Source organism: Pseudescherichia sp. L3, from assembly GCF_024656065.1.
GTDB lineage: Bacteria > Pseudomonadota > Gammaproteobacteria > Enterobacterales > Enterobacteriaceae > Pseudescherichia.
Map to the genome: position 1 here is coordinate 1,122,826 of NZ_JANKYC010000001.1, position 20,809 is coordinate 1,143,634.

The following is a 20,809-nucleotide window of genomic DNA, read 5'->3' on the forward strand; positions in this document are numbered from 1 at the left end:
GGGGCTGTCGCTATTATTTAAAGTTAAATTGGGCTGTTTATACCCGTGCTGGCTCAATTTTACCTCATAAAACCTTAATTTCTGAATTGTTGCGGTAGATCACAAGCGTTATTTTCAGTAGGTTATAGAAAGTTTGTTACGGTTTTATTTTTGATATTTGTGAAGAAACTGACAAACCCTCATTCAAAACCGATGGAAGGGAAAACTATGCGTATTGGTATACCAAAAGAGCGGTTGGCCAATGAAACTCGCGTGGCGGCAACACCGAAAACGGTCGAGCAGCTGCTAAAACTGGGTTTCACCGTCGCGGTCGAAAGCGGCGCGGGCAAGCTGGCAAGCTTCGATGACGCTGCCTATACCGAGGCAGGTGCCGAGGTTGTCGATGGCAATGCGATCTGGCAATCAGATATCATCCTCAAGGTGAATGCGCCTGGTGACGATGAGATTGAGTGCCTTAATCCGGGCACGACGCTGGTGAGCTTTATCTGGCCAGCGCAGAACCCTCAGCTGCTTGAGAAGCTGGCTGCGCGTAACGTCACTGTTATGGCGATGGACTCCGTGCCGCGTATCTCCCGCGCCCAGTCCCTCGATGCGCTCAGCTCGATGGCCAACATTGCCGGTTACCGTGCCATTGTTGAGGCGGCCCACGAGTTCGGCCGCTTCTTTACCGGGCAGATCACCGCCGCCGGGAAAGTGCCGCCTGCCAAGGTAATGGTTATTGGCGCAGGCGTCGCTGGCCTTGCCGCCATCGGCGCAGCCAACAGCCTCGGTGCCATCGTGCGTGCCTTTGATACCCGTCCGGAAGTGAAAGAGCAGGTCCAGAGCATGGGCGCTGAGTTCCTTGAGCTGGATTTCAAAGAGGAAGCGGGCAGCGGGGACGGCTACGCCAAAGTGATGTCTGAGGCCTTCATCAAGGCCGAGATGGCGCTGTTTGCCGCCCAGGCAAAAGAGGTGGACATCATTGTCACCACCGCGCTGATCCCAGGCAAACCGGCCCCGACGCTGATCACCCGTGAAATGGTAGACTCGATGAATCCGGGCAGCGTGATTGTCGACCTTGCCGCGCAGAATGGCGGCAACTGTGAATACACCGTGCCCAACGAGGTATTCACCACCGCCAACGGCGTAAAGGTCATCGGCTATACCGATCTGCCGGGCCGTCTGCCGACGCAGTCCTCCCAGCTCTACGGAACCAACCTGGTTAACCTGCTGAAGCTGCTTTGCAAAGAGAAAGATGGCAACGTCACCGTCGACTTTGACGATGTGGTAGTGCGCGGGGTAACGGTGATCCGCGACGGCGAAACCACCTGGCCTGCGCCGCCGATTCAGGTCTCTGCCCAGCCGCAGGCCGCCGCGAAAGCTGCCCCGGTGCTGGACGAACCCAAGGCTCCCGCCTCGCCGTGGCGCAAATACGCCCTGATGGCCCTGGTGATTATTCTCTTCGGCTGGCTGGCGGATGTCGCACCGAAGGAGTTCCTCGGTCACTTTACCGTGTTCGCGCTGGCCTGCGTGGTGGGTTACTACGTGGTCTGGAACGTCTCCCATGCGCTGCATACCCCGCTGATGTCGGTCACTAACGCTATCTCGGGTATTATCGTGGTCGGGGCGCTGCTGCAAATTGGTCACGGCGGCTGGATAAGCTTCCTGAGCTTTATTGCCGTGCTGATCGCCAGTATCAATATTTTCGGTGGTTTCACCGTCACTCAGCGTATGCTGAAAATGTTCCGGAAGAACTAAGGGGTAGCACATGTCTGGAGGATTAGTTACAGCTGCATACATTGTCGCCGCGATCCTGTTTATTTTCAGCCTGGCCGGGCTGTCAAAGCACGAAACCTCTCAGCAGGGAAACCGCTTTGGCATCGCCGGGATGGCGATTGCGCTGATCGCCACCATCTTTGGGCCGGAGACCGGCAACGTCGCCTGGATCATCGTCGCGATGATTATCGGTGGCGCGATTGGTATTCATCTGGCGAAGAGAGTTGAGATGACCGAAATGCCGGAGCTGGTGGCAATCCTGCACAGCTTCGTAGGTCTGGCAGCGGTGCTGGTGGGCTTTAACAGCTACCTGTACCACGAGCCGGGCCTTGAGCCGATCCTGGTGAATATCCACCTGACGGAGGTGTTCCTCGGCATCTTTATCGGGGCGGTGACCTTTACTGGCTCTATTGTGGCGTTCGGCAAGCTGCGCGGCAAAATCTCCTCTAAGCCGCTGATGCTGCCAAACCGCCATAAAATGAACCTCGCGGCGCTGGTGGTCTCCTTCCTGCTGCTGCTGGTGTTTGTCCGCACCGAGAGCGTGGGGCTACAGGTGCTGGCGCTGCTGTTGATGACCATCATCGCGCTGGCGTTTGGCTGGCATCTGGTGGCATCAATCGGCGGGGCAGATATGCCGGTGGTGGTATCGATGCTCAACTCCTACTCCGGGTGGGCGGCGGCGGCGGCGGGCTTTATGCTCAGCAACGACCTGCTGATTGTCACCGGTGCGCTGGTGGGGTCGTCCGGTGCGATCCTCTCCTACATCATGTGTAAGGCGATGAACCGGTCGTTTATCAGCGTGATCGCCGGCGGCTTCGGCACCGATGGCTCTTCAACCGGTGAGGACGCAGAGGTAGGCGAACACCGCGAAATCAGCGCGGAAGAGACCGCCGATCTGCTGAAGAATTCGCACACGGTGATCATTACCCCAGGCTACGGCATGGCGGTAGCCCAGGCGCAGTATCCGGTGGCAGAGATCACGGAGAGGCTGCGTGCCCGCGGCATCAAAGTTCGCTTTGGTATTCATCCGGTTGCCGGGCGTCTGCCGGGCCATATGAACGTGCTGCTGGCTGAAGCCAAAGTACCGTACGACATCGTACTGGAGATGGATGAGATCAATGATGACTTCTCCGATACCGATACGGTGCTGGTCATTGGCGCGAACGATACCGTGAACCCGGCGGCGCTGGACGATCCGCGTAGCCCGATTGCCGGGATGCCGGTTCTGGAAGTGTGGAAGGCGCAGAACGTGATCGTGTTTAAGCGGTCGATGAACACCGGCTATGCCGGCGTGCAGAACCCGCTGTTCTTTAAAGAGAACACCCAGATGCTGTTTGGCGATGCTAAGCAGAGCGTGGATGCGATCCTCAAGGCGTTGTAAGACACGCATAAAATAAAAAACCGCCGTAATGGCGGTTTTTTTATGACATTAACGATTAACGACTCAATCGTCTTCGTCGTCATCAATCTCAACCGGCGAGCGGTAGTCATCGGGCTTAATCACCAGCAGGTCGCAGCGCAGATGATCAATGACCTGCTCGGCGGTGTTGCCTAAAAACGCCGCGGAGAGGCCAGTACGACCGACCGTGCCCAACACAACGACCCCAGCCTGCAGATGCTCGGTCAGATCCGGGATCACCTCTTCAGGCAGTCCTTTTTCCACGTGGGTGAGTTTCTCAGAGATGCCGAACTTCTGGCGCAGGGCTTTCATTGCCAGCAGATGCTGGCCGCGAATAGCGTCGTTGTAGACGGTAGGATCAAATTCCGGCAGTTCAATAGCAATATTGATCGGGGTGACAGGGTAAGCACCGATGAGATGCACTTCCGTATGGTTCACCTGCTCGGCGAGCTGGATGGTTTCCCGCACCAGCTTCTCGTTGAGCGCGTTATGGTACGGCTCCTCACTGGCCAGATTCACCGCCACCAGCGCTTTGCCGCCTTCGGGCCACGGCTGGTCTTTCACCATCCACACTGGGCAGGGGCATTTACGCAGCAGATGCCAGTCGGTAGGGGTAAAGATCACCGACTCCAGCTTGTCGTGCTGGTGGGCCATCTTCAATACCAGATCGTGATGTCCGGTTAACACTTCCTGAATGATGGCTTCGAAAGGGCGGTTGTGCCAGATCACTTTAATATCAATCGGCACCCCGGCATCGATGTAATATTTTGCCTGATCGCGGATCCAGGCGGTCCGCTGGCTGATGACGCCCTGACGCATGGCGGTACGTTCGTCAGGCGACAGAAGGGTGGTCATCTCGTATGAGAAGTCATAGATCGGCAGAAAGGCTTTGATGCGGCCGCCAATTTTCTGATGCAAATATACAGCGCGCCGTAGCGCTGGCTGGTCATCCTGATTGGGATCGATGGCAACCAGCATATTTTGATACATGGCCATACAGGGTCTCCTTACATCTGTCACCGCAGTCTGTAATTAAAAGAGTAACCTATATGTGCAGAATGAAACAGAGGCTAACCTTTGCCAGATCAACAAATCGGAATATATTGCTGTCTGGCAAGAGGTGAGTTGCGGCGTAAACGTCAGGCGACGTTGCGCGCGTGGCCGGCAAGCTCGGCGAGGATATCGCCGTTTTCGATAGTAATGTACTTACCTTTAACCGCCAGCATACCGCTTTTCTGGAAACGGCCCAGCAGACGGCTGATGGTTTCTACCGTGAGGCCCAGGTAGTTACCAATATCGCCACGGGTCATGGTCAGGCGGAATTCACGAGGTGAGAAACCGCGCTGGGCAAACCGGCGAGAGAGGTTATAGATAAAGGCCGCCAGGCGCTCTTCCGCATTCTTTTTCGACAGCAGCAGGATCATATCCTGGTCGCCTTTGATCTCGCCGCTCATCAGACGCATCATCTGCTGACGCAGACTGGGCATCTTGCCGGAGAGATCGTCCAGCGTCTCAAACGGAATTTCGCAGACCATTGAGGTCTCCAGCGCCTGAGCAAAGCTCGGGTGATGGCCGGTACCAATAGCGTCGAAGCCCACGAGATCACCAGCCAGATGAAAACCGGTGATCTGCTCGTCACCCTGTTCGGTGATGGTATAGCTCTTAATCGTACCGGAGCGGATCGCGTAAAGGGATTTCAGTTCATCGCCCGCTTTAAACAGCGTTTGTCCTTTCTGAATCGGCTTTTTGCGCTCGATGATGTTATCAAGCTGGTCCAGCTCGTGTTCATTAAGGGTGAACGGGATACAAAGCTGGCTGATGCTGCAATCCTGGCAATGGATAGCACAACCGCCAGACTGAATGCGTCGAATAATTCGCTTTTCCGGGATCATAGGTCTGCTCAGGCCGTAATTGATATTGGTCAATTTTAACATCTTTTTGCTGAGCACGTAAGTCTGCTTAATCTCCAAACAGCGATTATTGGAACCTTTGAAAAATCAATAAGTTTAACTTATTGAAATTCCTTGTGTTGATTAGGGGTTTATCGATTAATGGCGCGAAAAAAGGCACAAAAAGTCCCCTTTTCCTAAAGTAAAAGATAGCCTTCATGACGCAAAAGCCACTCTTTACGCTGGACGCCCCCGGCGTAGCCGGTCAGGGTGCCGTTGCGACCGATCACCCGATGACAGGGGACAACAATGCTGATGGGGTTAGAACCATTCGCGGCACCCACCGCTCGTGCTGCGCCAGCGCGACCCAGCAGCTCAGCCAGCTGGCCGTAGTGGATGACCTGACCGCAGGGGATCTCGCGTAGCGCTTTCCATACCGCCCGTTGAAATGGGGTGCCGGCGGTTTCGGTGGGCAGATCGTTAATCACGCTAAGATTACCGGCAAAGTAGTCGTGGAGTTTATCGCTTAGCCCGCCTGGATTGCTGGCCGCGACCCGGCGATAGCCTGGTTTACGGTAGTGGATGTTGAGCAGCAGCTCCATGCGGTCAGCGTGCTCCTCCCACTCAACGGCGCGCAGGCGGTACTGTTCGTCACAGATAACCCAAAGCGGGCCGAGGGGCGTGTCGATTTTGTCTTCCAGCAGGGTTAACATGGCAAGATCCTAAATGAGCAGGCTAGCAATATAGGATATTATCTTACCGATTTTTACGTAAAAAAATAGAGCCTGCCGACATCCGCCAGACTCTATAGTACACACAGCAGTGCATCCTTACATTATTTTAACGCTACCACTCCTTGGGCGGGTTTATTTTAGTATAGACATCTTTAATACTAATACCAGTAAAGATTGATAACGAGTTTATCAGCGGTTTAAGTTAAATCATTTTGTTTACTGTAATAGTGGTATTAGTTAAGTGGCGGTTAATGTACTTATACCTGAGTACGTTTGCCAGACAGCATGTCTTATCAGGAACATGATGGAAATTAAACAACAGCGTTGTGACCGACCTCTCAGGTGGCTATAGTAGCGCCTGAGCTGTCAAACGTTGCACGAGGAGTGACCATGAACCTTGACGACAAATCGCTATTTCTTGACGCCATGGAGGATGTCCAACCCCTTAAACGCTGTGCCGACGTACACTGGCATCCCAGCCGCAACACGCGCACGCCGCCGCGTATCGATCTGTTACAGCAGGAAAATTTCCTGACTACCGATTTTCTGGACGTGCTGCCGCTGACGACGCCGCTGGAGTTTCGCCGTGAGGGGCTGCAAAGCGGTGTCATTGATAAGCTGCGTCTCGGTAAGTACAGCCAGCAGGCCAGCCTTAACCTGTTAAAGCAGCCGGTTGAGCAGTGCCGACAGATGCTCTTTAGCTTCCTGCATCAGGCCAGACAGGATAACCTGCGTAACTTGCTTATTATTCATGGTAAAGGGCGAGAGGATAAGTCGCACGCTAATATTATACGCAGTTATCTTGCACGCTGGCTGCCGGAATTTGAAGACGTTCAGGCATTTTGCCAGGCGCTACCGCATCATGGCGGGAGCGGAGCCTGTTATATTGCGCTGCGTAAAACCGCTCAGGCAAAACAGGATAATTGGGAGCGCCATGCTAAGCGCAGTCGTTAGGCTCCGGGAAATAATAATGTAGACAGTTTTACTGTTATTTACGCATAGCTTAATCATCACGTGCGTATTAATTACGCAGCGTTATTAGAGTCAGTATATTATGTATGCCGCTCAGAGGATAAGAATGGGCGAAACCAGAAGCAGAGGAAAACTGCCCGCTTCAGAGTGAAACGGGCAAGGGACAGTTAGCGTTTCGCTTCGGTATGAGGCTGGGCAGAGCGTGACAGGAACTGCTGAGTCACGTCAGGCAGGTGGGTCTGACACCAGTCTGCCATCGCAATCTCTTGCTCACGGATCTGTTTGAAAACAGCCGCGCCCTCATGGTCACCGGCCATCTCGGCTGCGCTGATCAGCGAGGTGTAGCAGGCAATTTCGAAATGCTCGAAAACGTAGCCGCTGATTGCGCCCTTAACCACTTCATCCGGCGTCATCATACCGCCAATGGCCTGACCCATCGCCGACAGTTTACCCATCGCATCTTTCAGGGTTGAGGTAGAGATGTTATTGCGGGCCAGCACCTGATCGACCAGCTTCTGCTGCTGACGGGTCTCTTCAATGTGCTGTACGATGCGAGCGCGCAGATCCGGGTAGTGCTCAAGACGGTCAGCCATTTTTTCCAGCATGGACTCGGCCTGTTTTTCCATAGCATGGGCATCGCGTAACCAATCGTGGTAGTGTTCAGTGTAGTTAGTCGCCATCGTTAATTACTCCTCGTAAGATCCAATAATTTATTGCACTCTTCTTTGGGTTTAACAGAGCACTTACGCTCTGAAGTATAGAAGTCCTGGTTCAATCCGTCAGACGTGCCACTGCTTTTCGCCATCACGGAAGCGTGATAGCGCATCGGCAGCACAGATCAGCGAGAGGTGACTCAGCCCCTGCGGGACATTGCCGCGCCACTCGCCGGTGCGCACATCAAACATTTCGTTAAAGTTCTCGACGTTGCCCTGATCGCACAGGTTGCCAAGGATCGTTTCCATGTACTCAGACGCTTTTTGCGTATCGTCCAGACGCGCCCATGCCTCTACCAGCCAGAATGAGCAGGCCACAAAGGTGCTCTCCTCTTTCTCTACGTCGCTGTAGCGATAGAGCATCGGCGAATGATGTCCCAGCTCCGCGTAAATGGCGTCATAGGTGGACTTCATCCGCTCTGGGTTAACTTTGCTGCCGTAGTACCACGCCAGGCACATAGCGGCATCCAGACGATCGCTATCGGCGTAGAAGGTATAAGCCTGTTTCTTTTCAGACCAACAGTGCTCTTCAATCCAGGCGCTGACCCGATCCCGTTCGCGTGTCCAGCGGTTAGCCCACGTTTTTTCAATGTGGCCGTCTTCTGCCAGGCGTACGGCGATATCCAGCGTCACCCAGCAGGCCATTTTGGAGTGGGTATAGTGGCGTCGCTCGGGCAGTTCCCATATCCCACAGTCATCCTGACGCCAGGTGTCCGCGCACTCGTTAGCTAAAGAAGCCAGCAGACGGGCGGTAGTCAGATCCAGTACGTGACCGGCATGAACGAACAGCAGGGCGGTATCCAGCATGTCGCCAAACATGCTGAGCTGCTGCTGGCTCTGCGCGTTATTACCGACTCGTACCGGCTGGGATCCCTTGTAGCCTTCCAGCGGCAAATAGGTCTCATTGGGCACTACGTCGCCGTCCAGGGTATAGCAGGCTCGCAGCTTACCTTCATGACGCACGATGGTGTGGGTCAGCCAGGAGAAGGCCGCCTTACACTCTTCAAGCGCGCCGATAAACGCGAAGGCGCGAATGATCAGGCAGGCGTCGCGGATCCAGGCGTAACGGTAGTCGTAATTCTTCTCGCCGCCGATGCCCTCCGGCAGGGAGGTCGTCGGGGCAGCGGCCAGTGCGCCGGTCGGGGAGTAGAGCAGAAACTTAAGCGCCAGCGCAGAGCGAACAACGTGCTTCTTGTGCACGCCTTCATAGCTCAGATGTTCTGCCCAGGACGCCCAGTTTTTATCGCTGACGTCGATCCGCTCATCGATTTTTTCCAGCGGCGGCACGGCCAGCGGCTCGTTATCACTCACCAACAGGGCCACCAGCGAACGCGAGCCCGCTTTTGCGGTAAACAGGCCTTCGATTGCCTGATCGTCCACGCAGGTGATTTCAATGTCGGAGGTGGTACGCAGCATCGCCATCAAATCGCCAACGTGAACAATATGGCCTTTGGCGGAGTCAGCAATCCATGAGGAGCGGGTACAGGCGGCGGTACCGGGGACAAAGACCAGCTTCATCTCCACTTCGCCCTCCAGCCCCTCAACGCGGCGGGCCAGCTCACACCAGGGCAGACGGCCTGCGTTATTACTGTTAAGAGATTCGGTGAATCTGACTTTACCCTTTGTCGTGGTGTAACAGGTTTCCAGCACGTTGCTGTTTTCCCGGTACTGCCGCTCCATGCAGTACTCTTCGACCGGCTCGATCTGGAAATAGCCGCCAGACCTGGCGTCCAGTATGCGATCGAACAGCGGCGGCGAATCCATATTAGGTGCACACCACCAGTCGATGGCGCCATCCGGCGCTATCAACGCCACCGAGCGACCATCGCCAATGGCGGCATAGTCGCCGAGGCCTGCATAGCCGTCGACACGCTCACTTCGGGATAAAGATTGATTCTTCATTAATGCTTATCCTGCAAAAATCGACAAGGCAGGCGGGGCCTGCCCACGTATTACACCGTGCCGGTACCGCCGTCTGAGCACCATACCTGGCCAGACGAGAAGGAGCTTTCGTCAGAGGCAAACAGAACATACAGCGGGGCGATCTCAACCGGCTGGCCAGGACGGCCGAGCGGGGCGGTTTCACCGAAGGCTTTTACTTTTTCCTGCGGCTGCCCGCCGCACACCTGCAGCGGCGTCCAGTATGGCCCCGGCGCAACGGCGTTTACGCGAATGCCTTTCGGACCGAGCTGCTTAGCCAGCGCTTTGGTAAACGCAACGTTACAGGCTTTGGTCTGGGCATAGTCCAGCAGGATGTCGCTCGGCTGGAAGGCCTGAACGGAAGAGGTGTTAATAATAACGGCACCCTCTTTCAGATGCGGCACCGCGGCCTTGGTGATCCAGAATGGCGCGTAGACGTTGGTTTTGAAGGTTTCATCGAACGCTTCGGTGGTCAGCGTCTCAATAGATTCGCAGAACTGCTGGTGACCGGCGTTGTTGACCAGAATATCCAGGCCGCCGAGCTTGTTGATGGCTTCAACCACCAGCTGTTGGCAGAAGGTTTCTGAGCGAATGTCGCCTGGCAGCGCCACGGCGTTACGACCTTCAGCCTTAATTAAAGCGATCACTGCTTCGGCATCAGATTCCTCTTCAGGCAGATAGTTAATGGCTACATCCGCGCCTTCACGGGCATAGGCAATAGCTACTGCGCGACCGATGCCGGAGTCACCGCCGGTAATAAGTGCTTTTTTACCTGCCAGACGACCCGAACCGGTATAGCTGGTTTCACCATGATCGGGGATCGGCTTCATTTCTGACGCAAGCCCCGGCACTTTCTGCGTTTGCTCTACAAAAGGAGGGCGTGGATAGTGAGGGAGGTTGTTATCTTGTGTCGTCATAATAATCCGTCTCGTTGAATGAACCAGTAATAAACGTAGTCAGCAATACGCCGATCCGCTATTTTTTTTAAAATTTATGCCGATACTTTAAAAACTTTACCTAAATGTTATTTTGGCGCTGAAATTATGCTAGCGGGTTAAATTGTAAGCTTTTTAGGTAATTCTCTGAAATTCAGTAACGTCTGTGCTAAATAAAAGAGGGAAAGGTGCAAATCATACGAAAGTACTGTTAACGTTTTGCATGAAAGGGTTCAGAATGCTCCTGGTTACACGCTTAAGGGCCATTATTGTTGTGGTCGGCTTGTGTCTGCCTAACGTTAAGCTAAACTGGAAATTCCGCGGGTGAGTTTAAGATGAATCTTAAGCCACGCTAAAGAGATTGGCTGCAAAGGTTAAATATTGCATCACGTTTATAAGGAGATTTAGGATGAGCAAAGAGCCCGTATTACCTGCGTTTCCTGTCGTAGGCTGGCAGGTCGGTCCGGAAGAAGATCATAACGGCGTTGTGGTGAGATTTGGTTTTAGCACCTCTCCGTATACGGCAGGGGCCAGCACCTTTGATTCACAGTTTTTCCACCTGTCACCGGAAATGGTAAAAAGTCTGATTTACGATCTGCAACTCAGCCTGCGCCAGTGTGAAACGCCTGTCGTAGAAAAAGTTGCCTGAGCCTGTAGCCCGCTTTAACCGCAGTAGCCTCTATTTTCTTGCTGCTGCGGAAATCCTCGCCTGACTATCACGCCACGTTAACAAAAAGCATTGCGGTTGCGTTTTCATTGCTAATCTTGTTTTAACGTGGTCGCTAAGAGTGGTGATAGAGGCATCTATGAATTTCGTCTATTTTAAAGCTGAATATCCTGGATATGAGGCATCTCATTCAGTTAATCTGGTTTTAAAAGCGCTGAGATTGTTTCGTGATGGCGAAATTATTGCCGACGTGGGTGATTTAAAAATAACCAGCCTGCCATTCTATTTTTTTACTACTGCCGCTACCGGCTTTCGTAAAATTGAATATAGCGTTAAAGCACCGCCCATGCGCAGAATTAGTTACTCATGCGGTTATTTACCGAGCGGAAAGTATATCGTTAATACCCCAGAGGGCGAGATACAGCTTGTGTTTAATGCCCTGACTGGGCTGTGGCAGCAGGATAGTCAGGGGAGCAGGAAGATTGATAATCGTGAGTTTATTGCCTTAGGATATGTCCTTGTATGTCCTGCCCGAGGCGTGGGCCGAAAGCGCCCTGTTTAGCATGAATAGATTCTGTTACCCGGTTCCTGAATCGTTGACTAAGCTTTAGGTGAAGTAACAACAGGAGAACATGATGACGGAAAACTACGCTTTCCCCTTAAAAGCAGAAGAGACTAAGCCAGTCAAGGATAACCCCGCTAAGCAGGGTGAGCTTCCCCGCAAGCGTGATGACAGCCAGGATGACCATAAGGATCCGTTCAAAGCCAGCTAGCGCTGCCCCCCCAAACCCGTTCCTAAGCCCTTTCGCTGCCGCTGTGATCGCCATCCGTATTCGCGATTAACGGGCAGCGAAATCGGCTGGTTGTATTACGCTTAACTCACAAAACCAACAAAAAGATGATGGCCGTTCACACGGATAAGAGGGCGGTGAATGTTTAAACCGTTAAGCTGGCGTAATATCCCCACCGCAAGAACGCTATCGGTACTGATTTTTATCGCTGGCATTGGGCTGATTGTTTCCGTAGTGGCCTTGCTCTATCTCTCTCTGCATCTTATCAGCAGCAAAACCAACGAAATAGATGAACATCGCTCGGCGCTGTCAGTGCAGGGTGCAATACAGACCTCAATTAATCGCGTGTCGTCGCTGGTTATCGATAATGCCGTTTGGGACGATGCCGCACGTGAGGTCTACCAGCCGCAGCTTGATACCCGCTGGCTCGATAATATCTGGGGGGCGGCGTATAAGAGCAGTAATCTTTACGATGGCACCTTCGTGCTTGACGAGCATCACCAGGTGCTATGGGGATCCTTTCGCAGCCAGCCGTTTTATGAGAAGAATCTGGATTTTTTCGGCGAAGGTTTTAAGGCACTTGTTAATAAACCCACCGCTACTCAGGTTAATAAGCAAAATATCACTGCGGGCATTACCCGTACCCGTCATGGTATTGCGTTTATCGCTATTGGGCTTATCAAGCCCAGAATTAGTCCGCTTCAGGTACACGGCAATATTCGGCGTTATCTGGTGATTACGCGTCATATTGATACGCAGAATCTTAAAGCCTTAGGCGATACCTTCCAGATCGAAAATCTGCGTTTCAGTCTTAACCGAACCCGGGATTCCAGCGTGCCGCTAAAAAGCTCTGCGGGGGATCTGCTGGGCTATTTAAGCTGGGAGCCGCAGCTGCCCGGGGCCAGGGCGGCGCACGCGGCGGCATGGGAGATCCGCCAGATTGTTTTGCTTGTCGCTGCTCTGATCCTGCTGTTTATCATGCTGAGTAGCGCCGGCCTCTATAAGCTGGCAAAGGGGGAGAAGCTGGCCCGCAGCACCGCCATGACCGACTGGCTGAGCCGATTGCCGAACCGACGAGCGCTGCTGGCGCGGCTGGAGGCGCTTAGCCTGGCTAATCCAAACGAGGCGATCAGCGTGGTGTTTATCGATCTCGACGGCTTCAAGGACGTCAACGATATCTATGGTCATGAGGTTGGCGATCGCCTGATCGTAGCGCTTTCCAGATCCCTGAGCGATAAAGTCCCTGACGGCGGCATGCTGGCGCGGATGGGTGGAGATGAGTTTGCCATGACCATCAGCGGCGATCGGGCCAGCGAAAAGGCCAGCCGCTTTGCAGAGCAGGTGCTGGTGATGCTCGATCTGCCGATTCGCCTGAGCGAGCGTACGCTCTACATCGGCGCAAGCATTGGTATTGCCAGCGGCACGCTGCTGGAGTGTACCAGCTCGGAGCTGTTTCGCCGGGCGGACATTGCTATGTACCATTCAAAAATGAACGGTAAGGCGCAGGTCACCCACTACGATGCCGAGCTGAACAGCGCCCGCGAGCGCAAGGTTGCCATTGAAAACGATATTCGCGAGGGCCTGCTCCGCGACGAGTTTGACGTCTGGTACCAGCCCATTGTCGATGCCCGCAGCCAGGTGATGGTGGGCGTGGAGGCGCTGGTGCGCTGGCCCCGGCGGCCCGCTGGCGCGCTACCGCCGGATGCGTTTATTACCATTGCCGAGACCAGCGGACTGATCCACGCCCTGGGACAGTTCGTGCTGCGCCGCGCCTGTAGGGATCTGCAACCACTTAGCGATCTCAAGCTGTCGGTGAATATCTCCCCGGCGCAGTTTCGCGATCCCGACTTTGAAAACAAGGTGGCAGACGTTCTTCGTGATAGCCATTTCCCTGCGCATCGCCTGCAGCTGGAGATCACCGAAACCTATGTGCTGGAGAACCCAGAGCGCTCTCTTTCAGCGATCGGTAATCTAAAAGCGTTGGGAACGGCCATTGCGCTGGACGATTTTGGTACCGGCTACTCCAGCATTGGTTACCTCCGGCGCTTCAACTTTGACACTATCAAGATAGACAAGTCGCTGGCCGGGCTGGTGGATCATGATGAGCAGGCGGCGGCGCTGGTGGGCGGTACGATTCGTATTGCCAGCGCGCTGGGGATGACGGTGGTTGCAGAGGGTATTGAGAACGAGAAACAGATGAAGCTGCTGAGTCTGGCTGGCTGCGATCGGCTTCAGGGCTTCTTCTTTAGCGCGCCAATGCCGATTGACGCGCTGCGGCAGCACCGTCAGCGCCGCCAGGGTTAACTACGGCTCTTGCGCCAGGGCATCCAGCCGATCGCGAAAGCCGGTGATGGCAATCGCCCGGTTATCGGCGCGCCAGCGATCTTTGGCCCCCGGCGCGGAGCTTTGAACCGCAATCAGCCGCCAGCCGTCGTCCGTCTTTAGCATCAGCGGAGAGCCGCTGTCGCCGGGCAGGGTATCGCACTGGTGAGAGAGCACGCTATCCTGCGCCCAGCCGGTCACCACGCAGTTTTGATGGCTGTAGAGGTTGTCCAGATGATCCTGCGGGTAGCCTGACTGCGTCACCTTCCGGTCGGCAGCTTTTAGCGCGGCGGTCAGCGCATCGCGATCCCCTTCAAACAGCGGCAGGGGGGTGATACCCGACGGCGGATAGCGCAGCACGATCAGGCCGAAATCCCACGGCGCGGCGGCAGGCGGAACAATCCATCCCTCGCCGTCAGGCTTAAGGCGCTTACCCAGGGTTGATTCAACCCGCCCCTCAATACCATGGATCTCATAACGCCAGATGCCGTTCTGCGCCACAAAGCGCAGCGCCACGGCTTTATCAGCCTTGCCACGGGGGGGCGTCAGCAGGCAGTGCCCAGCGGTCAACGCTACGCGGGGCGAAATCAGCGTCGCGGTGCAGAGATTGCCGCTGGCAGTCTCCAGCTGGCCGATAGCGTCCCACGGCGACTGCGTTGGATTACTCACCCGGACCCGGTCGTCATGATTAAAAAACAGCGTCTTGATCTCAGCGGCAGCGGCGGCATCATCATCGGCATGGCTGTAAAAAGAAAATGAACAAAGCGAACCCAATAGCAGAATACCGAATTTATGCATATCACACTCTGGTGGGGCAATAATGATTATTCAAACCCTAAGCAACAACTATAGACGGGACGGGAGGAAAGGGGGAGTAAAATCAGCGTGCTACATTCAGGAAAGATAGAAACGGAGGGACACCAGCGCGCAGGCAATCAGCATGAGCAAAATCAGCTCGAAACGGTAGCGTTGCAGCATAGATCCTCCGAAAGAAGCAGCGCCCGGCAGGCGGGCGCTGAAGTAAGCATCAAACTTAGGCAGCAGGCTGAGCAGCCGGTTTAGCAGCGGTGTGTTTTACTGCTTTTTTGTGGTGTTTCTTAGCAGCCTGGGCTTTCTGGTCAGCGGCTGGTTTAGCAGCGCTCTGGTCAGCGGCCGGTTTAGTGGCTTTTTTGTGGTGCTTTTTAGCAGCCTGCGCTTTCTGGGTAGCGGCAGCTTTGTGGTGTTTTTTGTGATGGGTGGTTTTGGCAGCCGGAGCAGCGCTCTGAGTCTGAGCGGTTGCTGCTGGTGCAGCGGTGGTCGCAGCAGTGTCAGCAGCGAACGCAGCAGAAGAGAGACCCATAGCAGCGGCAACAACCAGAGCTAATACTTTTTTCATTCTGATATCCTCGAATTGGTTTCATCATTTAACCCCACTGCGGGGCCGTTGAAGAGACTATAGGCTTCTCAATGCGGGGCTTCAGTGAGTGATTGGTATCGGCGTGTAACGTAATGTACAACGCGCAGAGAGAGGCCGGGAATGACGCTCCCGGCCGGAAAAGTTACAGATAGCGGGCGGTAAGATGCTGGCGGAAGTAGCGGCTGTTCAGCGCTTCGCCGGTGGCGGATTCAATCAGCTTCGCGGTGGTAAAGCGGCTGCCGTGCTGCCAGATATTCTGCCGCAGCCACTCGAACAGGGCGCTGAAATCCCCTTCTGCGATGGCGGCATCAAGGTTAGGCAGCGCGGTGCGTGCAGCGTGGAACAGCTGCGCGGCGTACATAGCGCCAAGGGTATAGGATGGGAAATAGCCAAAGCCGCCGTCGGTCCAGTGGATATCCTGCATGCAGCCGTCGCGGTAGTTGCCCACGGTGGAGATGCCCAGCCAGTGCTGCATCTTCTCATCCCACAGAGCCGGAATATCCTCTACCTCAATCTCACCGTTGATCAGCGCTCGCTCAATCTCATAGCGCAGGATCACATGTGCGGGGTAGCTCACTTCGTCAGCATCCACGCGGATGAGGCCAGGCTGCACCTGCTGGTTCCAGGCGATGAAATTCTCTTCGCTAAAGGCGGGCTGCGCGCCAAAACGGTCGATGACCGCTGGCAGGAGACGCTGTAAGAACGCCTTGCTGCGGCCAAGCTGCATCTCAAAGAACAGACTCTGCGATTCGTGCACGGCCATCGAGCGAGCCTCGGCAACCGGCTGTCCCAGCCAGGTGCGGGGCAGGTTCTGCTCGTAGCGGGCGTGGCCGGTTTCATGCACCACGCCAAAGAGGGCACCCAACAGATCGTTCTCGTCGTAGCGCGTGGTGATGCGCACGTCCTCCGGTACGCCGCCGCAGAAGGGGTGAGCGCTGATATCCAGACGGCCTGCGTCAAAATTAAAGCCCAGAGTATGCATTGCCGTCAGACCCAGCTCGCGCTGCTTCTCCACCGGGAACGGCCCGACCGGCGCGATAAGCTGGCGCTGGGCCTGCTTCGCTACCGCCTGATTAAGCAGATCCGGCAGCCAGGATTTGAGATCGGCAAACAGCACGTCGAGCTTCGCGGCGGTCATATCCGGCTCGTAGAGATCCAACAGCGCGTCGTAGGGGGTGCAGCCCTTCACGGCCGCACGCAGCTTCGCCTCTTCACGACTGAGCTTGACCACCTCTTTAAGATTGGCGGAAAAACCTTCCCAGTCATTCGCCGGGCGCTGGCTACGCCAGGCGTGCTCGCAGCGGCTGCCCGCCAGCGATTTCGCCTCTACCAGCGACTCAGGAAGCACCGCCGCCTGCTGATAGTGGCGGGTCATCTCCCGCAGGTTGGCCTGCTCAACGTCGTTAAGATCCTCCTGCGCGGCCGCTTCAAGCCACTGAGCCACCTTTTTATCCGTCAGGATCTGGTGTTTCAGGACGCTTAACTCCGCCAGCGCTTCGCCCCGGGCGGCACTCCCGGCAGAGGGCATCATGGTCATCATGTCCCAGCCGGCGATGGAGGAGAGGTGAGAGAAACGGTAAAGACGCTGGAAGGTGCGGGTCAGTTGCTGGTAGTTGCTGGTGTCCATTATGCCTCGTGTTGTGCTGATATAATTTGCTTACATTTCAAGATAACAGGACGCCTGCGCTGATACCACTGTGAGAAATTGTCTGGCAGTCATACCCCATAATGCGGGATCGAAGTCGAACCTGTACAGGTCAAGAAACGCTGTCTCCACATCATCACTTTTGTTAAGAAAGTAATGACAGTCGGCAATCAATCCTTTGGCCTGATCTGGCCCTTCACATTTCAGGTATGCATCCATAACTTCTTCTATGGTCTCGCCGAACAGGTCATAGTCCTGATTGAAGTAGGCTCCCATAAGGTGATCCAGATAGTTAGTCATCATCAGTTATCTCAGTATCGGGAAGGCAGTCAGGACATAGTAAGGTTTTTCGTTATACATCTGAAGTTCAAGCACGACACGCATTTTATAGGACTTAATTACAGGACCTGTTGCAGATTCAATGCCAAATCCAACCTCTCTTCCTGCGAAGAAGTCGATATTCAGTTTTGAACTGGCTCTCGCTGTTTTTGCCCAGTTAGTGATGTAGGGTGCATTGAATTTGAGCGCACGAGAAATAACATCCTCTGCTAAATGCTTATTATAAAAAGTGCTGCTTCCCGATAGTGTTGGTCTGTTCCTCAGGCGCGTTCTCAGGTCTGCTTCACTTAATCCCACATGACGAGACAATGTATGTCCGCCGGGTTTGTATCCAGCTACGGATTCATGTTCCATAAGCCTTATTCTGCCGATGCGGACAGAAGCGACACGTACAGCACCTAAGGCAAGACCAAAAGCAATTGGGACAGCAATATCGACAGTCAGCCCAATATTTATAGCTGTCTTTTCATCTGCGCCAAAGCGACGCGCAGTATCTACAGCTAACTGATATGCAGTTGTCCGGGTATCATGTCCCGTAAGCGTTTGGTCAATGGCTGCATTAAGACTATCCAACCCATGAGCCCCAACAACAATGCAGGCCGCCTTGGTAAGAGTGGTAGGATCGGGCGCTGCACAAAGAATTGCTGCACCCGCTAGCTCTACCGTACTCATTGCAACGCCAAGGCCTCCCAGCAACCGATTTTGCAGCGTTTCCGCTTCAGTTACTGTTTTATCCGACAACACTGCGGCCAGTTGTACTGGTGACATCACTACCTGTAATTTATCGCTCATAAAGATACTCCGGTTATCTTTACCGCGATCATAAAAAAGGTTAGTGAGTTACCGTTATGCAAAAAGTGGTTTATTTATTAAGAATGACCACATAAGGACGTGACTAAAACGCTTGCGCGGGCCTACGGTAAGGCGCTGTTTGTAGGCTGGGCAAGCGTAGCGCCGCCCGGCATGTTTAGGCAGGATACGTTTAGCTACGCAGAGAGACGGCGGTGCAGGGTACGGCCCACCAGCAGCGCGGCCAGCAGCATCATGGCAATAAAACCGCCGACGCCGTTCCAGCCATAGCTGTGCCAGAACAGACCACCCAGCGTCCCGGCCAGGCTCGATCCCAGGTAATAGCTAAACAGATAGAGCGATGAGGCCTGGCCTTTAGCCCGACGCGCTCGCGGACCGATCCAGCTGCTGGCGACCGAGTGGGCGGCGAAGAAGCCAGCAGAGAAGAGCAGCATCCCGGCAAAAATCAGCCCCAGCGACGAGAAGAGCGTCAGCAGCACGCCGCCCAGCATAATCCCCGTTGAAGCCAGCATCACCGGCCCACGGCCAAAGCGTGCGGTCATCGCCCCGGCTTTGGGCGAGCTCCAGGTCCCGGTCAGGTAAGCCACCGAAAGCAGGCCTACCACTGCCTGGCTAAGCTGCCACGGGGTTTGCATCAGGCGATAGCCAATGTAGTTAAACAGAGTGACAAACGATCCCATCAGCAGGAAGCCGGTCAAAAACAGCAGCGGCAGGCCGCGATCGCGCCAGTGCAGGCGAAAGTTGATCATCAGCGACCGGGGGCGCAGCGAGGCAGGACGAAAATGACGCGACTCCGGAAGAATTTTCCAGAACATCAGCGCAGAGGCGAGGGCAAAGCAGCCGATAACCGCCAGGGCGATACGCCAGCTAAAGAAGTCGGTAAATACACCGCTGAGCAGGCGTCCGCTCATACCGCCGATAGAGTTACCGCTGATGTAAAGCCCCATCGAAAAGGCCACTACGCTGGGGTGGATCTCCTCGCTCAGGTAGGTCATCCCGACCGCCGCCACGCCGCTCAGCGACAGCCCTATGAGCGCGCGCATGATCAAAATGCCGTGCCAGCTGGTCATCATCGTCGAGAGCAGCGTACAGCAGGAGGCCAGCAGCAGAGCAGTGACCATCACCGGCTTACGGCCGATGGCATCCGAGAGCGGGCCGGTGAACAGCAGCCCAATAGCCAGCATGGCGGTAGAGATTGAGAGCGAGATACTGCTGCTGGCCGGTGAGACGCCGAACTCGTGGGAGAGTACCGGCAGGATCGGCTGCACGCAGTAGAGCAGGGCGAAGGTCGCCAGTCCGGCGGAGAAGAGCGCCAGCGTGACGCGCATAAACTGGGGAGTGCCGCGTTTAATATAGGGCGTGGCGGGAACAGCGGTGGTTTGCACGTCGGCATCGCTCGCCGGGGCGATGTCAACGACGGTAGTACGGCTCACGGAGGATCCTTAGTAGTCTATAACAGCAGGTAAGCAATTACCGCTAAGAGTAGGAAAATGTAAATATTCTGTCTAATATATTAATAATCTCAAATGATACATTAAACATATGAATATCGAACTGCGTCACCTGCGCTACTTTATTGCCGTGGCCGAAGAGTTACATTTTGGCCATGCGGCGGCCCGGCTGAATATTTCCCAGCCGCCGCTCAGCCAGCAGATCCAGCTGCTTGAGCAGCAGGTCGGTGCCCGACTGCTGGCCCGGACCAACCGCAGCGTCGCGCTGACCCCGGCGGGAAGGCAGTTTCTGATCGACAGCCGACAGATCCTCAGCCAGGTCGATGACGCTGCCGCCCGCGCCGCCCGGCTGCATCAGGGGCGGAGCGGGGAGCTACGGGTCGGCTTTACCTCTTCCGCGCCTTTTATTAAAGCAGTCTCTGACACCCTTTCGACCTTCCGGCGGCGCTACCCGGACGTGCATCTGCAAACCCGAGAGATCAATACCCGGGAGCAGATTGCCCCTCTGCACGAGGGAACCCTGGATCTGGGTCTGATGCGCAATACTGCGCTGCCGGAAACGCTGGCGTGGGAGGTGATCCTGCGCGAGCCGCTGCTGGCGATGGTTCCGCGCGATCATCCCCTGGCGGCACAGCCCAGGGTTACGCTGAGCGAATTGGCAAAGGAGCCGTTTGTCTTTTTCGACCCCCATGTCGGGACGGGACTGTACGACGACATTCTTGGCCTGCTGCGCCGTTACGGCCTGGTGCCGCGTATTGCCCAGGAGGTCGGCGAGGCGATGACCATTATTGGGCTGGTGGCCGCCGGACTGGGCGTGTCGATCCTGCCCGCGTCGTTTTGCCGGGTTCAGCTCAGCGAGATGCGCTGGCTGCCGATTGCCGAAGCCGATGCGGTCTCGCAAATGTGGCTGGTGTGGTCGAAGCATCACGAGCAGGGCGCGGCCGCGCTGCATTTCAAGCAGCAGCTGCTGGAAAGCGTTAAAAGTGAGCAGAATTTATCCCGCAGAGGATGAAAATGTGCAGTAAATCACAAGGCTAATCAAAAATTTGACGGCCTCAAGGAACTGCTTCA

General features: G+C 55.1%; 20 protein-coding genes. 8 read left to right on the plus strand and 12 right to left on the minus strand.

What is annotated here, in order from left to right; all coding sequences use genetic code 11:
* Nucleotides 1–207: 207 nt before the first annotated feature.
* Together pntA and pntB are read left to right on the plus strand one after the other, a co-directional pair.
* The gene (pntA, locus tag NR795_RS05500) at nt 208–1,737 is read left to right on the plus strand and encodes a Re/Si-specific NAD(P)(+) transhydrogenase subunit alpha (RefSeq protein ID WP_186370489.1); all 1,530 of its coding nucleotides are present in this window, start codon (nt 208–210) and stop codon (nt 1,735–1,737) included.
* Nucleotides 1,738–1,747: 10 nt separating this feature from the next.
* Entirely contained in the window at nt 1,748–3,136 is a 1,389-nt protein-coding gene (pntB, locus tag NR795_RS05505) for a Re/Si-specific NAD(P)(+) transhydrogenase subunit beta (RefSeq protein ID WP_144811739.1), read from the plus strand.
* 63 nt (nt 3,137–3,199) lie between these two features.
* Here the strand turns inward: pntB and uspE are convergent, their stop codons facing one another.
* The 3 genes from uspE to ogt all read right to left on the minus strand — a co-directional run bounded on the left by uspE (nt 3,200) and on the right by ogt (nt 5,756).
* On the minus strand, nt 3,200–4,150 hold the full coding sequence (gene uspE, locus NR795_RS05510) for a universal stress protein UspE (protein ID WP_144811736.1): 951 nt from the start codon (nt 4,148–4,150) through the stop codon (nt 3,200–3,202).
* Between the two features lie 143 nt (nt 4,151–4,293).
* Entirely contained in the window at nt 4,294–5,046 is a 753-nt protein-coding gene (fnr, locus tag NR795_RS05515) for a fumarate/nitrate reduction transcriptional regulator Fnr (RefSeq protein WP_144814560.1), read from the minus strand.
* A gap of 194 nt (nt 5,047–5,240) precedes the next feature.
* Nucleotides 5,241–5,756, minus strand: a complete 516-nt coding sequence (gene ogt / locus NR795_RS05520) for a methylated-DNA--[protein]-cysteine S-methyltransferase (protein ID WP_257757467.1) — start codon at nt 5,754–5,756, stop codon at nt 5,241–5,243.
* A gap of 411 nt (nt 5,757–6,167) precedes the next feature.
* Between ogt and smrA the strand changes: the two genes are divergently transcribed.
* Nucleotides 6,168–6,731, plus strand: coding sequence for a DNA endonuclease SmrA (gene smrA / locus NR795_RS05525; RefSeq protein ID WP_144811729.1), 564 nt, complete (start codon nt 6,168–6,170; stop codon nt 6,729–6,731).
* A gap of 185 nt (nt 6,732–6,916) precedes the next feature.
* On the opposite strand, the gene NR795_RS05530 is transcribed toward smrA, so the two are convergent.
* The 3 genes from NR795_RS05530 to NR795_RS05540 form a co-directional block, all read right to left on the minus strand.
* Nucleotides 6,917–7,429 carry a ferritin-like domain-containing protein gene (locus tag NR795_RS05530; protein ID WP_042393653.1) on the minus strand — a complete coding sequence of 171 codons (513 nt, stop codon included), beginning with the start codon at nt 7,427–7,429 and terminating at the stop codon, nt 6,917–6,919.
* A 99-nt stretch (nt 7,430–7,528) separates the two neighbouring features.
* On the minus strand, nt 7,529–9,364 hold the full coding sequence (locus tag NR795_RS05535) for a glycoside hydrolase family 15 protein (RefSeq protein ID WP_257757468.1): 1,836 nt from the start codon (nt 9,362–9,364) through the stop codon (nt 7,529–7,531).
* Nucleotides 9,365–9,414: 50 nt separating this feature from the next.
* Entirely contained in the window at nt 9,415–10,299 is an 885-nt protein-coding gene (locus NR795_RS05540) for an SDR family oxidoreductase (RefSeq protein WP_257757469.1), read from the minus strand.
* A gap of 427 nt (nt 10,300–10,726) precedes the next feature.
* On the opposite strand from NR795_RS05540, the gene NR795_RS05545 reads away from it, so the two are divergent.
* The 4 genes from NR795_RS05545 (at nt 10,727) to NR795_RS05560 (ending at nt 14,079) form a co-directional block, all read left to right on the plus strand.
* Nucleotides 10,727–10,966 (plus strand): hypothetical protein, encoded by a 240-nt coding sequence (locus NR795_RS05545; protein ID WP_144811722.1) that lies wholly within the window; start codon nt 10,727–10,729, stop codon nt 10,964–10,966.
* A gap of 157 nt (nt 10,967–11,123) precedes the next feature.
* Nucleotides 11,124–11,546 carry a hypothetical protein gene (locus tag NR795_RS05550; RefSeq protein ID WP_144811719.1) on the plus strand — a complete coding sequence of 141 codons (423 nt, stop codon included), beginning with the start codon at nt 11,124–11,126 and terminating at the stop codon, nt 11,544–11,546.
* A 73-nt stretch (nt 11,547–11,619) separates the two neighbouring features.
* Nucleotides 11,620–11,757, plus strand: a complete 138-nt coding sequence (locus NR795_RS05555; RefSeq protein ID WP_257757472.1) for a hypothetical protein — start codon at nt 11,620–11,622, stop codon at nt 11,755–11,757.
* Between the two features lie 159 nt (nt 11,758–11,916).
* Nucleotides 11,917–14,079, plus strand: coding sequence for a bifunctional diguanylate cyclase/phosphodiesterase (locus NR795_RS05560; RefSeq protein ID WP_257757473.1), 2,163 nt, complete (start codon nt 11,917–11,919; stop codon nt 14,077–14,079).
* Here NR795_RS05560 and NR795_RS05565 read toward each other — a convergent pair whose 3' ends face one another.
* From NR795_RS05565 to NR795_RS05590, 6 genes are all read right to left on the minus strand, one after another.
* A complete protein-coding gene (locus tag NR795_RS05565) occupies nt 14,080–14,895 on the minus strand; it encodes a serine protease (RefSeq protein WP_144811712.1) in 816 nt (271 codons plus the stop codon). It lies immediately after the preceding gene.
* A 235-nt stretch (nt 14,896–15,130) separates the two neighbouring features.
* Nucleotides 15,131–15,472, minus strand: a complete 342-nt coding sequence (asr, locus tag NR795_RS05570; RefSeq protein ID WP_072015283.1) for an acid resistance repetitive basic protein Asr — start codon at nt 15,470–15,472, stop codon at nt 15,131–15,133.
* Between the two features lie 163 nt (nt 15,473–15,635).
* Nucleotides 15,636–17,120, minus strand: coding sequence for a carboxypeptidase M32 (locus NR795_RS05575; protein WP_257757474.1), 1,485 nt, complete (start codon nt 17,118–17,120; stop codon nt 15,636–15,638).
* Between the two features lie 30 nt (nt 17,121–17,150).
* Nucleotides 17,151–17,441, minus strand: a complete 291-nt coding sequence (locus NR795_RS05580) for a contact-dependent growth inhibition system immunity protein (RefSeq protein ID WP_257757476.1) — start codon at nt 17,439–17,441, stop codon at nt 17,151–17,153.
* 3 nt (nt 17,442–17,444) lie between these two features.
* A complete protein-coding gene (locus NR795_RS05585) occupies nt 17,445–18,269 on the minus strand; it encodes an RNase A-like domain-containing protein (protein ID WP_257757477.1) in 825 nt (274 codons plus the stop codon).
* Nucleotides 18,270–18,463: 194 nt separating this feature from the next.
* On the minus strand, nt 18,464–19,720 hold the full coding sequence (locus tag NR795_RS05590; RefSeq protein ID WP_144811700.1) for an MFS transporter: 1,257 nt from the start codon (nt 19,718–19,720) through the stop codon (nt 18,464–18,466).
* Between the two features lie 109 nt (nt 19,721–19,829).
* On the opposite strand from NR795_RS05590, the gene NR795_RS05595 reads away from it, so the two are divergent.
* The gene (locus NR795_RS05595; RefSeq protein WP_257757478.1) at nt 19,830–20,750 is read left to right on the plus strand and encodes a LysR family transcriptional regulator; all 921 of its coding nucleotides are present in this window, start codon (nt 19,830–19,832) and stop codon (nt 20,748–20,750) included.
* The last annotated feature ends 59 nt before the right edge of the window (nt 20,751–20,809 follow it).